The sequence below is a fragment of the Empedobacter sp. UBA7248 genome (genome assembly GCF_002472945.1).
In the GTDB taxonomy this organism is placed as follows: Bacteria; Bacteroidota; Bacteroidia; order Flavobacteriales; family Weeksellaceae; genus Empedobacter; species Empedobacter falsenii_C.
In genome coordinates, this window is sequence record NZ_DKSU01000007.1 from 172,975 (window position 1) to 187,751 (window position 14,777).

At 31.9% G+C, this 14,777-nt stretch carries 15 protein-coding genes; 8 read left to right on the forward strand and 7 right to left on the reverse strand.

Translation table 11 applies throughout. From position 1 onward, the window contains the following. Nucleotides 1–4: 4 nt before the first annotated feature. Both B4A23_RS06465 and B4A23_RS06470 read right to left on the reverse strand, forming a co-directional pair. Nucleotides 5–928 carry a UbiA family prenyltransferase gene (locus B4A23_RS06465; RefSeq protein WP_291118240.1) on the reverse strand — a complete coding sequence of 308 codons (924 nt, stop codon included), beginning with the start codon at nt 926–928 and terminating at the stop codon, nt 5–7. 26 nt (nt 929–954) lie between these two features. Next, nucleotides 955–1,872 (reverse strand): mevalonate kinase family protein, encoded by a 918-nt coding sequence (locus B4A23_RS06470; protein WP_180905646.1) that lies wholly within the window; start codon nt 1,870–1,872, stop codon nt 955–957. 243 nt (nt 1,873–2,115) lie between these two features. On the opposite strand from B4A23_RS06470, the gene B4A23_RS06475 reads away from it, so the two are divergent. From B4A23_RS06475 to rfbD, 8 genes are all read left to right on the forward strand, one after another. After that, nucleotides 2,116–2,772 carry an HPP family protein gene (locus tag B4A23_RS06475; RefSeq protein ID WP_114998381.1) on the forward strand — a complete coding sequence of 219 codons (657 nt, stop codon included), beginning with the start codon at nt 2,116–2,118 and terminating at the stop codon, nt 2,770–2,772. Further along, entirely contained in the window at nt 2,772–3,656 is an 885-nt protein-coding gene (locus tag B4A23_RS06480) for an NAD kinase (RefSeq protein ID WP_180905648.1), read from the forward strand. The genes B4A23_RS06475 and B4A23_RS06480 overlap by 1 nt, the downstream gene beginning before the upstream one ends. A 118-nt stretch (nt 3,657–3,774) precedes the next feature. Further along, nucleotides 3,775–4,548 carry a DUF6089 family protein gene (locus B4A23_RS06485; protein WP_291118246.1) on the forward strand — a complete coding sequence of 258 codons (774 nt, stop codon included), beginning with the start codon at nt 3,775–3,777 and terminating at the stop codon, nt 4,546–4,548. Between the two features lie 11 nt (nt 4,549–4,559). Further along, the gene (locus B4A23_RS06490; protein WP_291118395.1) at nt 4,560–5,303 is read left to right on the forward strand and encodes an isoprenyl transferase; all 744 of its coding nucleotides are present in this window, start codon (nt 4,560–4,562) and stop codon (nt 5,301–5,303) included. A 20-nt stretch (nt 5,304–5,323) separates the two neighbouring features. Continuing rightward, nucleotides 5,324–7,846 (forward strand): outer membrane protein assembly factor BamA, encoded by a 2,523-nt coding sequence (gene bamA, locus B4A23_RS06495; RefSeq protein ID WP_286501671.1) that lies wholly within the window; start codon nt 5,324–5,326, stop codon nt 7,844–7,846. Between the two features lie 61 nt (nt 7,847–7,907). Beyond that, complete coding sequence (locus B4A23_RS06500) at nt 7,908–8,495, forward strand: OmpH family outer membrane protein (RefSeq protein ID WP_286486724.1); 588 nt, start codon at nt 7,908–7,910, stop codon at nt 8,493–8,495. A 26-nt stretch (nt 8,496–8,521) separates the two neighbouring features. Next, nucleotides 8,522–9,037 carry an OmpH family outer membrane protein gene (locus B4A23_RS06505; protein ID WP_114998374.1) on the forward strand — a complete coding sequence of 172 codons (516 nt, stop codon included), beginning with the start codon at nt 8,522–8,524 and terminating at the stop codon, nt 9,035–9,037. 53 nt (nt 9,038–9,090) lie between these two features. Beyond that, entirely contained in the window at nt 9,091–9,945 is an 855-nt protein-coding gene (gene rfbD / locus B4A23_RS06510) for a dTDP-4-dehydrorhamnose reductase (protein ID WP_291118252.1), read from the forward strand. Nucleotides 9,946–10,014: 69 nt separating this feature from the next. On the opposite strand, the gene serS is transcribed toward rfbD, so the two are convergent. From serS to B4A23_RS06535, 5 genes are all read right to left on the reverse strand, one after another. Further along, complete coding sequence (gene serS / locus B4A23_RS06515; protein WP_291118255.1) at nt 10,015–11,283, reverse strand: serine--tRNA ligase; 1,269 nt, start codon at nt 11,281–11,283, stop codon at nt 10,015–10,017. 315 nt (nt 11,284–11,598) lie between these two features. Then, on the reverse strand, nt 11,599–11,901 hold the full coding sequence (locus B4A23_RS06520) for a hypothetical protein (protein ID WP_180905654.1): 303 nt from the start codon (nt 11,899–11,901) through the stop codon (nt 11,599–11,601). A 21-nt stretch (nt 11,902–11,922) separates the two neighbouring features. Further along, a complete protein-coding gene (locus B4A23_RS06525; RefSeq protein WP_286486728.1) occupies nt 11,923–13,047 on the reverse strand; it encodes an ATP-binding protein in 1,125 nt (374 codons plus the stop codon). A gap of 18 nt (nt 13,048–13,065) precedes the next feature. Beyond that, nucleotides 13,066–13,743, reverse strand: coding sequence for a copper homeostasis protein CutC (locus B4A23_RS06530; protein ID WP_291118259.1), 678 nt, complete (start codon nt 13,741–13,743; stop codon nt 13,066–13,068). After that, nucleotides 13,740–14,741 (reverse strand): isoaspartyl peptidase/L-asparaginase family protein, encoded by a 1,002-nt coding sequence (locus tag B4A23_RS06535; protein WP_291118263.1) that lies wholly within the window; start codon nt 14,739–14,741, stop codon nt 13,740–13,742. Before B4A23_RS06535 ends, B4A23_RS06530 begins: the two co-directional genes overlap by 4 nt. Between the last annotated feature and the right edge of the window lie 36 nt (nt 14,742–14,777).

A 14,777-nucleotide genomic window follows, 5' to 3' on the forward strand; every position in this document is an offset into this window, starting at 1 on the left:
TTGATTAATTTATGCGCTGATTAAAATTTTGCGCAATAGTTTGCAAAGTTAAGGGATTTATTTCGATTAATACGATACTAAATACACCCGCAACAATCATTCCCTTAAAAAAATAGTGTAAAATCTTATATGCTTGTGTCGATTTTATTCTCCAAATTATAAATAAAATCACTGTGAAAGTGATATTCGCAGCAATAAAAAAGTATTTCATTGCGCCAACATCATTTTTCATAATGATAATAATTCCAATAATTAATTCTGTAATAATTAAACATGAAATCAAAACTTTTGTAAAATCGATTCCATATTTAATTGGAATTGAATCATAATTATAAATCAAATCTGCTTTTTGAGAACTCAAATCTTTTACAATATCAGTAATCAATAATAAAATGGTCAAGAAAGTAGCATGCAACGCCAAATTGAAGGTGAAATGATCAAAATAAACCAATAAGGCGAAAAATGGCATCACACGAATAACAACCAAGTAAAAGTTTTTGATCAATGCAAATCGATTGATTTTGTGACTATAAAACCAAACCAAAAATTGATAAACCAAAAAGAAAATGAAAACCTTCCACGAAATTAAAGCTGCAATAATTAATGCTATAGCATTTAGAACAATGTAAACGGTTAGTTTGAAACCTTGCGAAACTTGTTTTTGAAGATAAACTTGTAAAGGACGTTTGAGTTCGTCTTTTTCTAAATCGTAAAAATTATTGATGATATATCCTGCGGCCACACAAAGTATCGAACAAAGGATAAGCCCGTCTAACTTTGGATTTGTCAACAATTGACGATGACCAACTTCTGGCGCAAAAATAAAAAGCGCAGCAAGATATTGTGCCAAAATAAGCACAATTAAATTATAGCCACGAACAACAGAAAATAATGCAAAAACCTTTAAGATTATTTTCTGAACGTTCATTGATTATATTTTTATAAATTATTTTTTTAGAATTTGTAAATAACTTCGGTCTGAAAGTCTTTTAGGTAGCTTTTCGCCTTGTCATAATCTTGTGTAAAACCAAGAACATAACCGCCTCCGCCAGAACCACAAAGTTTTAGGTAATACGTATCTGTATCAATTCCAGTTTTCCATGCATTCACCAATTTTTGAGGAATCATAGGTCTGAAATGCTCATAACCCCAAGCTGACAATTTTTGAAGATTTGCAAAAAGTGGATTGTATTCACCTTTAACAAAGTTTTCTATACATGCATTGTTGTATTTAATAAACTCTTCTTTCAATGTTTTACGGAAACCTTCTTTTTTCATTTTTTCGAAGAAAATATGAATCATTGGCGCCGTTTCTCCTGGTGTACCAGAATTGATTAAGAAAACAGCTCCTTTTCCGTCAGTATTTGCAGAAGGTAAACCAATTGTCGAGATATCATCTTTTGATTGAATTAACAAAGGAATATTCATATAACAAATCAAAGGATCAATTCCAGAACTTTTCCCATGAAAATGAGATTCTAAATTACCGAAAAGCGCTTTTAATTCGCTGATTTTTTCTTTGTTTAGATTTTGATTGATATCAATTTTATTCAACGCATATTTGTCATAAATAGCGGCTACCAAAGCGCCAGAACTACCTACACCATATCCTTGAGGAATGTTAGAATCGAAGTACATTCCGTTTGCAACATCTTCCGAAAAAGATTTTGTATCAAAAGTATCAGCAAAATTTTCTTCTAAAAATTTTGCATAATTTTTCAAGTGAGCATTTGATGATTCTGCGATTTCAGAAGGCTCAAATTTTAATGCACCTTGGTAAAAATTATAAGGAATTGTTAATCCTTTCGAGTTCTCAATAATTCCATATTCGCCAAAAAGTAAGATTTTGGCATAAAATAATGGGTTCTTCATTCAATGCTAAAATTGGTACTGCAAATCTACAAAATTTAAGCCACTCTTTTTTGAATTTGAGGAAGAGTTTTGCTTTAAAAAATTGTAAATCACATTATTTTTTGATTATTAGTAGATTTTGGAATATATTTTGACTAAATAATTTAGAATAAATTGGTTAAATTTCAATTAATAATCAATGATTTTAACCGAATTAGCATTAAAAATAGAGAATTAATGTATTAAAATATATAAATTTGTGCCATGTATATCACCGAATATCTATCGAATGAGATAAAACCAGGGAAAGTTAATTCTTCTCCAAGTCAGCTTTTAGAAGTTGTGCAAGAGAATAAATTGACGCATTTACCTTTGTTTAAAGGGTTGGATTTTGTTGGAAATATTTCGGAAGAAGATTTGATTGAATTATCAATTGATGATGAAAAAGTAGATTATACTTCGTATTTGGAGAGTTTTTATCTTTCTGAATCGAGTACGCTTTTAGATGCAATTCAGATGATGTACACGAATCAGGCGAATATCTTACCAATTATTAACGAACAATCGCGCTATGTTGGTTTTATTACGGAAACGGATATTATCAACACGTTTGCAAATTTTCCTTTTGTTGCTGCGCAAGGCGTTTCGATGCTAGTTTCGATTGCGGAAAAAGATTTGTCGATGACGGCGATTTCTAATATTATTGAAGTGAATAACGGAAAAATTTTGGGAATGATGATTGTTGGGAATAAGGAGGATAGCGTTTATGTTTTGCTGAAATTTAGTTCATCGAACTTGTTGACAATTGGTGAAACATTTGAGCGTTATGGATATCAAGTGATTCAAAAATTTTATAACGACGAAAAACAAGAACTTCTGCAAAGTCGTTATGCACAATTGTTAAAATACATGAATACCTAATGATAAAAGTTGCACTTTTTGGACAAAAAACAAGTACGTCTTTAACGGATATTATTCCACCATTTATTAATTATTTAGTTCAGAACGAAATTGCTTTTTGTGTTGAGCAAAATTTTCTTCAAATCTTAAAAGAAACAACTGATTTTGATACTGATAATGTAGAAACCTATACTTCTCATGATGATTTAGACAAATCGGTCAAGTTTTTATTCAGTTTTGGTGGAGACGGAACAATCTTATCAGCAACTACAATTGTTAGGGATTCTAATATTCCAATTATTGGCGTAAATACTGGACGTTTAGGCTTTTTAGCAACAATCAATAAAAGTGTATTGTTGGAGCAAATGGATAGTTTTTTCAATGATGATTACAACATTATTCCACGAACTTTATTAACAGTGAAAAGAAGTGATGGTGTAGAAATTGAAAATAATTTTGCAATTAACGAAGTAACTGTAGTTCGCCGCGAAACAACGAGTATGATTACGGTTGATGCTTATTTGAACAATGAATTTCTAAATTCTTTTTGGTCTGATGGATTGATTATTTCTACGCCAACAGGCTCTACAGGATATTCGTTGAGTTGTGGTGGACCAATTGTTCATCCTTCCAATCAAAATTTTGTTATTACACCTGTTGCGCCACATAATCTTAATGTGCGTCCATTAATTGTATCAGAAAACGAAAAAATTGACTTAAAAATACGTAGTAGAGCTAATGAATACTTCCTTTCGTTAGATTCTCGTAACTTTCCTTTAACAACTGACGTCGAATTGACGATACAAAAAGCTGACTTCAAAATCTTAATCGTTGAAGCTATTGACGCGACTTATTTCACAACTTTGAGAGAAAAAATGCTTTGGGGTTCAGATAAAAGGAATTAAAATTTACAATAAAACTTCTTAATTTTTGTTAAATCAGTTACGTTGAATTGACTTTTGTTTATATTTGTTCGAATTTAAAAGAAGATAAAAAGCAAAAGCCGAAAAAATAACACAACTTATGAGGAGATTATTTTTGTTTGTTTTTATACTATGTTTTTCGCAATTAATTTTTGCGCAAAGACATGAACTCGGAATTTTTGCTGGTGGAGCAAATGTGATTGGAGATATTGGTAAAGCTAGTTATATCAATCCATTTCCTACTAAAACTGAACCAGATGGTAAAATTTATTTACCAATTTCAATAGGGGGATTGTATCGTTTTAATATAAATCCACAAATGGGTTTTAGAGCAAATATCTCTTATTCAAAAGTTGGAGCAAGTGACCATCGTTCGAAAGAATATTACAAATTAGAAAGAAATAAAAATTTTCGAAATAATATTGTAGAAGGATCATTGATGTTTGAGTATAATTTCTTTAATATCAATGATGATCAAGAAAAAGCGCAATCGCCTTATATTTTTGTAGGAATTGGAGCTTTTTCTGCAAAAGGAAAAGAATATGATTACGATGGAACAAACAACGTAATTATCGAAAAAACAAAATATAATACCGATTTAACGATTCCTTTTGGAGTTGGATATAAAGTAAGATTCAATTACAATTGGATTTTATCTTTTGAGACAGGTATTCGTTATACAAGTGTTGATTATATAGATTACAACAAAGGAAAATTTACACAAAATTTTGTAGATGCTGTAGAAACAGGTACTTTGCCTCAATCTGAATATGATAAACGTATATACGGAAACACATCAAACAAAGATTGGTATGTTTTGACAGGAGTATCCTTAACGTATAGTTTTGGTCGACCTGCATGTTATTGTGATTAAAAAGAATGGAAATTAGTTTAGTAGACCAAATAGATAAAAACAATATACCTAATCATGTTGCAATCATTATGGATGGTAACGGGAGATGGGCCAAGAAGAATGGTAAAGAAAGAACTTTTGGTCACAAAAGTGCTTTGGGAGCTGTAAGATCTTCAATAAAAACTTGTCAAAGATTAGGTATAAAACATCTTACACTTTACGCATTTTCTACTGAAAATTGGAACCGTCCAAAGTTAGAAGTCAATGTTTTAATGACGTTATTAAGTTCTGCAATTAAGGACGAAATAAATGAATTACACAAAAATGGAGTTCGCTTGAATGTGATTGGAGATTTATCAAAATTACCAAAAAAAGCATTCAAAGATTTGACTCAAGCAATGGATAAAACAAAAGACAACACAGATTGTGTTTTGACATTAGCATTAAGTTATGGTTCGAAAGAAGAACTATTACAAGCGATGAAGTCTATTGCACAAAAATATAAAGACGGAGAAATATCCGACAATGATTTTAATGAAGAATTAGTTCATCAAAACTTATATACACACGATTTACCTATGGTAGATCTTATGATTAGAACAAGTGGCGAAACCAGAATTAGTAATTTCTTGTTGTGGCAAATTGCTTACGCAGAATTATATTTTACAGAGGTTTTGTGGCCTGATTTTAACGAGGAAGAATTTTATAAAGCAATTTTAAATTACCAAAATCGAGAACGTAGATTTGGTAAGATAAGCGAGCAACTAACGAACTAATCGAACTGAAATAGAGGATTATGAAGAAAATTTTTTGGACAATGTGTATGCTTGGAGCTTACATGGCACAAGCGCAAGTCGTAGATTCTACGAAAACCATTGATTCAACACAACAAGATAATTTTGTCTTAGATTATACCAATGCACGAACTTTCAAACTGAAAGATATCGTTGTAACAGGTGACTCTAAATATTCTAAGAATCAAATTATCCGTTATGCAGGGTTTGCTATCGGTGAAGAGATAGAATTACCAGGTACGAAGGTAAATAATGCTGTAAAAAAATTATGGAGATCTAATATTTTCTCTGACATCGACTTGTATGTAGATAAAATAGAAGGTAACGAAGTAACATTAGAGCTTGCCTTGGTTTCAGTTCCTAGTTTAGGAGAAATTAAGATTAACGGTGTGAAAAAATCGCAACGCGAAGATTTAATCAAACAAAATAAATTAAATCCAGGTGTTAAGATTACACAAAGTTTGATTAATACGACAAATAATAAAATCAAAGATTATTATACTGGTAAAGGTTATCCTAATACAACAATTAATGTAGAACGTCAGCCAATAGCTGGTAAAGAAGACGAAGAAAACATTACATTGAATGTTAATCGTGGAGAGCGTGTGAAGATTAAGAAAATCATTTTCGAAGGAAATGAAAACTTAACTGCTGCTCGTTTACGTAAAAAAGGGATGAAAAATACCAAACAGAAATCTATCAATATCTTCAAGTCATCTAAAATGATTCCTGAAAAATTCCAGGAAGATTTAAAAACTTTGGTTGATGAATACAAATCTGTTGGTTTTAGAGATGCTAAAGTTGAGTCATACAACATCGAAAAAGTTGATGATAAAAACTTATTAGTTAAAATTAAAGTTAACGAGGGGAAACCATATTTCTTAGGAGATGTAACGTTTTCTGGAAACTCAATTTATACCTCTGAACAATTACAACGAATTTTTGGTTACAAAACAGGAGATCGTTATGACGCAGTAGGTATCAACAAAAAGATTTCTGGATCAGAAAAAGACGATGATATTTCTACCCTATATATGGATAGAGGGTATTTGTTTGCTCGTGCTATTCCTGTAGAAAAAAGTGTGAAAAATGATACAATCGATCTTGAAATTAAAGTTTTCGAAGGTACACAAGCTACACTTAACAAAGTAACGATCAACGGTAATACAGAAGCTCATGATCATATTTTATACCGTGAATTAAGAACTAAACCAGGAGATTTATTCTCTAAATCGGACATTAAACGTACGATGATGGAGTTAGCTTCTTTAGGATATTTAGAGCCAACGCAAATTGTTCCAGACATTCAACCAAATCAAGATAATAATACAGTTGATGTAGAGTGGAAAGTTGCTCCAAAATCATCTTCTCAAGTAGAATTACAAGGAGGATATGGTGCAGGGACTTTCATTGGTACATTAGGATTAACTTTCGGGAATTTCTCATTGAAGAATTTTTTCAATAAGAAAGCTTGGAAACCAATTCCAATGGGAGATGGACAACAATTATCATTAAGAGCACAAGCTGGTAACGGATATAAAAATTATAGTTTATCATTTGTTGAACCTTGGATTGGAGGAAAACGCCCTACAGCTTTATCAACGTCTTTTTATTATTCGCAATATGATTACCGTGATAATTATGGAGAAAAAGCGAAATTGGATATCTTAGGAGCTTCAGTTGGGTTAACTAAGTTGTTAACTTGGCCAGATGATTATTTCCGCTTATCAAACTCAATTTCTTATCAGTTGTATAACTTCGATAATTATGCGATGTCTGTTGGTAATATGCAATATGAAAATGGTTCATCAAATAACTTAAACTATACATTAGGTTTAACACGTAATTCAGCTGGACCAGACCCTATTTTCCCTCAATCAGGATCAGAAATTAGTTTATCATTTACAACAACAGTTCCATATTCTGTTTTCAAAGAAAAAGATTATGCAAATATGTCTGATGTAGAAAAATTCAAATGGTTAGAGTATTATAAATTCAAAGCTAAAGCATATTTCTACAAAGAATTAACTGGTAAATTAGTTTTAAAAGCTGGTGGAGAATTTGGAGTTTTAGGAACATATAACCGTAAAATTGGAACAATTCCTTTCGAACGTTTTTACTTAGGAGGAACAGGTCTTACACAAAACCGTTTCGATGGACGTGAGATTATTTCATTAAGAGGTTACGAAGATGCAACAAACTCTGGTGGACAAACAGGAGATATTACGCCAGAAGGAGGTGGAACAATTTATAATAAATATTCGTTAGAATTGCGTTATCCAATCACAATGAGCCAAACAGCTAAGATTTATGCATTAACTTTTGCAGAAGGAGGTAACGTTTGGAACAATACAAGTGAATTTAAACCGTTTGAATTAAAACGTTCTGCTGGTGCAGGTGTTCGTATTTATATGCCAGCATTTGGTTTATTAGGATTTGATTTCGGATACGGATTTGATAAAGGATTTGGACAAACAGAACGCTCTGGATGGCAAACTCACTTTATTATTGGACAACAATTCTAATAAATTGATTAAATTTGCTTAGAACGTTTTGGCATAATTTTAGAATTAACACATCACAAATATGAAAAAATGGATTAGCTTTATAGCGTTGTTTTTTGGATTAGCAAGTTTCTCTTTCGCGCAAAGATTTTGTTACGTAGACAGTCAGTATATTTTAGAAAATTTACCAGAATATACATCGTCTCAAAGCAAATTAAAATCTCAAACAGAATCTTGGCAAAAAGAAATTGAGCAAAAACAAGAAAATTTAGCTAAATTACAAGCCGAATTCGAAGCCGAAAAGATTTTATTAACGGCAGAACAGGTGAAAGAACAAGAGAAAAAACTAGCTGATGAAGTAGCGGCTGTAAGAATTTTGCAGGATAAACGTTATGGACCAAATGGTGATTTAGTTAATCTGAGAAGATCAATGGTAAAGCCTTTGCAAGATCAAATCTATAATGCGACAAAAGAAGTTGCAGATAAAAGAGGTTATGGTTTCGTATTTGATAAAGGAAGTGATTTAATCATGATTTACACAGATCCAAAATTTGATATAAGTAGAGAGGTTTTACAGACATTAAGACCAGAGTTGAAAACAAATAATTCAAAAACATCAACTTCTGGAAATAATAAAACAAGTAATAATAGCAATAAAACAAGAAAATAAATTTTAAAAAACAAATTAGACTAAAAATGAAACAAATTAGATTGATAGCAGTATTTACAATGATGGTTTTCGGAAGCGTTTTATCTTTCGCTCAAGAAATTGCACATATTGATACGCAAGCAGTAATTGAATCAATGCCAGCTTACAAAAAAGCAGAGGCTGATTTACAAGCATTAGGTAAAAAACACGAAGATGCTATCGCAAAATTACAAGCAGACTATAAAACTTTTATGGAAACTGCTCAAAAAGATTTAGCTGGTAAATCTCAAGAAGAAGCTCAAAAATTAATTGCAGCTAACAAATACCAAGAGAAAGAGCAAGAAATGCAAAAGAAATACGAAACTTATGCAAAAGCTGCTCAAGATGAAATGCAAGCAAAAGAGAAAGCTTTAATGGATCCAATCGAGAAAAGAGTAATGGATGCAATTAATGCTGCTGCTGCAAAAAAAGGAGTTAAATATGTTTTACCTGCTGGTGTTTTAGTTTACAAAGCTGGAGGATACGACTTATTAAACGATGTTAAAAAAGAATTAGGATTATAATTTTAAGAATTATTAATATCTTCAAGCCACTATTTTAGTGGCTTTTTTTATATATGAAAAGAATTTTAGTTACCGGAGCGAATGGTCAGTTAGGTCAATCGATTTTAGAGCAATCAAAAAATTATAAGGAAATTGAATGTTTTTTTGTTACTCGAAATGAATTAGACATTACCAATGAGGAATTAATAAATCATTATTTCGAAGATAAATCATTTGATTTTGTTGTTAATTGTGCAGCTTATACAGCAGTTGATAATGCAGAAGATGATCAAGAGAATGCTTATTTAGTGAACGCAAAAGCTACAGAATTTTTAGCAAAAATCACTCATCAAAAAGGAATTCCTTTTATTCACGTTTCGACCGATTATGTGTTTGATGGAACTGAAGCTATTCCTCGTTTAGAAACAGATCAAACAAATCCGATTGGTATCTATGGTCAAACAAAATTAGATGGTGAAAATTTAGCATTAGAAAACAATCCTAAAACGATTATTTTACGCACAGCTTGGGTTTATTCTCGATTTGGAAATAACTTCGTTAAAACGATGCTTAGATTGTTTAATGATAAAGATTCTATCTCTGTTGTAGCAGATCAAATTGGTTCACCAACAAATGCAATAGATTTAGCTGATGCAATCTTAACGATTATTTCGAAAGATGATTTAACGTATGGAATTTTTAATTATTCGAATGAAGGAGAATGTTCTTGGTTTGAATTTGCACAAAAGATTAAAGAATTTTCTAATTCGACAATCGAAATTAATCCTGTTCCTACTTCTGCGTATCCAACAAAAGCGAAACGTCCTGCGTATAGTTTATTGGATAAATCAAAAATAAACGAAGTGTATCAACTTGATATTCCGACTTGGGAAGATAGTTTGAAAGAAGAATTGAAACATCTGATTTAGTTTCAATTTTAATAATATAAAAAAGCTCGAGAATTTCTCGAGCTTTTCTTTTATCTGAAAGATTATTAATTAATCTAAAATCTCAAAACGAGTATAAGGTTGTAATGCTTTCGGAATTTTTACTGTTCCATCAGCTTGTTGGTGATTCTCTAGAATTGACGCTAAAATACGTGGTAAAGCCAAAGCAGAACCATTTAAACTATGCGCTAATTGCGTTCCGTTTTCATCTTTGTAACGTAATTTCAAACGATTCGCTTGGAAAGTTTCAAAATTAGAAACAGAAGAAACTTCTAACCATTTTTCTTGCGCCTCAGAGAAAACTTCGAAATCATAAGTAATTGCAGATGTAAAACCTGTATCACCACCACAAAGTCTCAAAATACGATATGGTAATTCTAAATCTTCTAAAATACCTTTTACGTGTTCAATCATTCCGTCTAAAGCAGCATAAGAATTTTCTGGTTTTTCAATACGCACAATCTCAACTTTCTCAAATTGGTGCAAACGATTCAAACCTCTTACATCTTTTCCATAAGAACCCGCTTCACGACGGAAACAAGGCGAATATGCAGTCAGCGTAATTGGTAAATCTTCTGCTTTTACAATCGTATCACGGTAAATATTTGTTACAGGAACTTCCGCAGTAGGGATCAAGTACAAATCATCTTCTCCAATATAATACATTTGCCCTTCTTTGTCTGGTAACTGTCCAGTTCCATAACCAGAAGCCTCATTTACAACAAAAGGAGGAACAATTTCTGTATAACCAGCATCAGAATTTTTATCTAAGAAAAATTGCGTTAAAGCACGTTGCAAACGAGCACCTTTTCCTTTGTAAATAGGGAAACCAGCACCAGTAATTTTAACACCTAATTCGAAATCAATGATATCAAATTTCTTAGCAACTTCCCAGTGTGGCAAATTGTTTGGTTTTGCAGTTGCATCACCGTGTTCAAAAACGATTTCGTTATCATCAGCATCTTTTCCTGCTTTTACGATTTCGTTCGGAATATTAGGGATTTGATACAAAATATCTTTAACGGATGTTTCGTAAGACGATAATAAATCTTGTAACTCTTTTGATTGAGTTTTTAAATCAACCGTTTTGTTTTTTAATTCATTAGCCTCTTCCGATCTTCCATCTTTAAACAAATTACCAATTTCTTTTGCTAATTTGTTGGATTCAGCTAATACATTATCTAATTCAAATTGTGTTTTACGACGAAGTTCATCCACATTTAAAACTTCATCAACAAGATCTAATTGTTTGAAGTTACGTTTTTTAAGTCCTTCAATTACACGATCTTTGTTTTCTTGAATGTAAGAAACTACTAGCATACTTTTATTAAATTTATACAAATGTATAAATAATTAATTTTTTAGAATAAAGATTAAATGATTTAGTATCAAAAATTAATCAAAATCTACTTATTTTTAGATTTTACTGTCTTTATTAGATAAATAATTGATATAATGTTTTTTACAAATAATATTCAAAAATTGTAAAATATTTTATAATTAATTAATAATCAGCGCATTAAGATTTGTTTATTAAGAATTTATTAATACAACTATATTACATTGATTTTACATGCTGTTGTTTGCATTTCGAAATACATTTGTCAAAGAAAATTAATCGAAAATTATTAATAATTAAAACAATAAAACAATGAAAAAATTTTTCGCAGTAGTTGCAGTAGCAGCTTTATCTTTAGGAGCAGTATCTTGTGGTGAGAAAAAAGCAGAAGAAGCACCAGCTAACGTTGATTCAGCAGCAGTAACAGTTGATTCAGCAGCAGCAGTAGTTGATTCAGCAGCAGCAGTAGTTGACTCAGCAGCAGCTAAAGTTGATTCAGCAGCAACTAAAGTTGAAGGTGCAGCTAAAGAAGTAGCTCCAGCTACTGAAGCTCCAGCAAAATAATTTGAAATAACATTCAGATCATATAAAGAAACCACTTATCAGATAAGTGGTTTTTTTTATGCTGTTTTGCGATGTAAATAGCGCGTTAACTTGATTGATAAATCTAAAAGTATAATTTTAGAATTACCATTTCGCTCAATATGATACGACGCTTCATTAATTTCATTTAAAATATCCTCGATATTTGCTCCATGTATAAAAGGCGCAAAACCTTGCCATTTAAAGCCTTCTGCATTGATTTGCAAGAAAACTAAATCATCAGATTGATACGTTTTTAACAAAGCTTGACGAAAAATCTCTGAACAATAATTTAAAAAATCTTTTTGTTCACTTCTCGACCAACTTGCAATTTGATTAGACCAATCAATCAAATCCTTTAAAACGGTTGGAGTTTTGGCTGCCATAAATGCTTTTCGAACCCAAGTCACAAAATATTTATCGAATAAATGCTCGTCATCATTCAATTGATGCAGCGCTTCTCGTACATTTCCTTGCGATAGAAAAGCAATATGTTGCGCTTTTTTTGGATTAATATTTTTCTTCTCAACCAAATAGTTCTTTACATCCGATTGCGATAAACGTGGGATTTTGACTAATTGACAACGAGAAGTAATGGTTTGTAAAATTAAATCCTCGCGCTCTGTTACCAATAAAAAAAGTGTTTTTTGAGGTGGTTCTTCAATTATTTTCAATAATTTATTGGCTGCAGCAGTTGTCATTTCCTCTGCTTGCCAAATAATCATGATTTTATAACCGCCTTCGTAACTGTTTAAAGCCAGTGTTTTAACAATTTCATCTGCTTCATCAACAGGGATAACGCCTTGTTTTTTTTCAATTCCGAGATGAGACATCCAATCAGTTAGATTTCCATAGACATTTTCGTCTACAAAAGATCTCCAATCGTTTAATAAATACTTAGCAAGTGGCTTTTTTACACTTTCTGTTGCTGAATAAGGAAAAGAAAAATGTAAATCTGGATGTTGTAATTTATCAACTTTTAGATTGCATTGTTCGTTATTCAAACCACACAAAACCTCACGTGCATAAGCAATAGCCAAAGCCAAAGTTCCCGAACCTTCTGGACCAGAAAATAGCTGCGCATGACTTATACGACCATCTTTTATAGATTGTTGAAGTTTGTTTTTAATCTCCTGTTGTCCAATTACATTTTCCCAAAGCATAGTCCAAAGTTACTATTTTTATTTTTCAGAATTTATCAAACTTTTTAATCGATTGATTTCTTCTAAATTAGCAATTCCAGAATCGTCAATCATAGCAGAAGAATGAAAATAAGTTGCATTTGTATATGAATCAATTTCTTCAATATTTGTTGAGCGCAAACCACCTCCAGGCATAATTGTGATTTTATTTTCTGCTTTTTTAACTAGATTTTTTAATTCACGTTTTCCATAATCTACATTACTATCTAAGCCAGAAGTTAAAATAGTTTTGAATCCTAAATCAATCACTGTTTGAAGTGAATCTTCGGCATCAGAAGTTCTGTCAAAAGCACGATGAAACGTACATGGAAAAGGTTTTGAAAGTTCAACTAATTCTTGATTTCGTTCAAAATCAATTTCGTTGTCTTCATTCAAAATTCCAAAAACAAAACCATCAATTCTAAAATTTTTAATCATGATGATTTCAGATTTCATTTGTTCAAATTCTTCATCAGAATAATAAAAATCTCCACCACGAGGGCGAATCATCACCATAATATCTTTGTCTGTTTCTTTTCGCAATGTTTTGATATCTTCAAAATCTGGTGTAATTCCACCTGTTGAAGCATCGGCGCATAACTCAATTCGATCTGCATTTGATTTTGCTGCAACCAAAGCTGATTCTAAATTAAAGCAAGCGATTTCTAATTTTTTCATTTTGTAATAGATTTTCCGTCAATCAAACGATTTCCAGTTTTATCATAAACCGCAAAGTTAAAGCCTGGATGAATACAATACGAACCATATTCACCTTGTTTATTAATTGCAATAAAACCAACTTGAATCGCCGATAAATCTTTTTTGCGTGATTCTGTTAACTTAATAATTCGATGAACAGCCTCTTTACACGCATTTTCTGGCGAATAACCTTGACGCATCAACTCTACAACCAAATGACTTCCCGCAATACGAATTACTTCTTCGCCGTGTCCAGTCGCTGTCGCCGCACCAATTTCGTTGTCAACATACAAACCTGCGCCGATAATTGGCGAATCGCCAACACGTCCGTGCATTTTGTACGCCATTCCGCTTGTCGTACAAGCTCCAGAAAGATTTCCATGCGCATCTAAGGCAATCATTCCAATTGTATCATGATTTTCGATATTGATTGGCATTTGATAATTGGTGTCTTTCAACCATTCTTTCCATTCTTGTTCGGAAACATCAGTCAATAAATTCTCCTTTTTGAAACCTTTTTCCAGAGCAAATTGTAGCGCTCCATCTCCAACCAACATGACATGTGGTGTATCTTCCATCACTTTTCGCGCAACAGAAATCGGATGTTTGATATATTCTAAAGCTGCAACAGAACCGATATTTGCTTGATCGTCCATAATACAGGCATCCAACGTTACTTTTCCATCACGATCAGGACGTCCACCGTAACCAACACTTCGTTCATTTGGATCTGCTTCTACTAATTTTACACCTTGTTCTACTGCGTTTAAAGCAGTTCCATTTTTACCTAAAACCTTCCAAGCTTCAGCATTAGCTTCAAGTCCAAAACGCCATGTAGAAAGAACAATTGGCTTATTGATTTTTGTTGAAGTAGTTGATTTTGTAGATTTAGTTTGTGCACTAAGATTAAGTTTAGTTGTACCTAAAAGCAAGCCTAGTGCACCTAAATTTTTTATAAAATTTCTTCTATTATTCATGTGTTAATCGATTTCAAATTATGAATCTAACAAATA

Excerpts from the sequence above, each read along its gene's own strand:
- B4A23_RS06465 (WP_291118240.1), bottom strand. The coding sequence starts at position 928 with ATGAACGTTCAGAAAATAATCTTAAAGGTTTTTGCATTATTTTCTGTT.
- B4A23_RS06470 (WP_180905646.1), bottom strand. The coding sequence starts at position 1,872 with ATGAAGAACCCATTATTTTATGCCAAAATCTTACTTTTTGGCGAATAT.
- B4A23_RS06475 (WP_114998381.1), top strand. The coding sequence starts at position 2,116 with ATGTATATCACCGAATATCTATCGAATGAGATAAAACCAGGGAAAGTT.
- B4A23_RS06480 (WP_180905648.1), top strand. The coding sequence starts at position 2,772 with ATGATAAAAGTTGCACTTTTTGGACAAAAAACAAGTACGTCTTTAACG.
- B4A23_RS06485 (WP_291118246.1), top strand. The coding sequence starts at position 3,775 with ATGAGGAGATTATTTTTGTTTGTTTTTATACTATGTTTTTCGCAATTA.
- bamA (WP_286501671.1), top strand. The coding sequence starts at position 5,324 with ATGAAGAAAATTTTTTGGACAATGTGTATGCTTGGAGCTTACATGGCA.
- B4A23_RS06500 (WP_286486724.1), top strand. The coding sequence starts at position 7,908 with ATGAAAAAATGGATTAGCTTTATAGCGTTGTTTTTTGGATTAGCAAGT.
- B4A23_RS06505 (WP_114998374.1), top strand. The coding sequence starts at position 8,522 with ATGAAACAAATTAGATTGATAGCAGTATTTACAATGATGGTTTTCGGA.
- rfbD (WP_291118252.1), top strand. The coding sequence starts at position 9,091 with ATGAAAAGAATTTTAGTTACCGGAGCGAATGGTCAGTTAGGTCAATCG.
- serS (WP_291118255.1), bottom strand. The coding sequence starts at position 11,283 with ATGCTAGTAGTTTCTTACATTCAAGAAAACAAAGATCGTGTAATTGAA.
- B4A23_RS06525 (WP_286486728.1), bottom strand. The coding sequence starts at position 13,047 with ATGCTTTGGGAAAATGTAATTGGACAACAGGAGATTAAAAACAAACTT.
- B4A23_RS06530 (WP_291118259.1), bottom strand. The coding sequence starts at position 13,743 with ATGAAAAAATTAGAAATCGCTTGCTTTAATTTAGAATCAGCTTTGGTT.
- B4A23_RS06535 (WP_291118263.1), bottom strand. The coding sequence starts at position 14,741 with ATGAATAATAGAAGAAATTTTATAAAAAATTTAGGTGCACTAGGCTTG.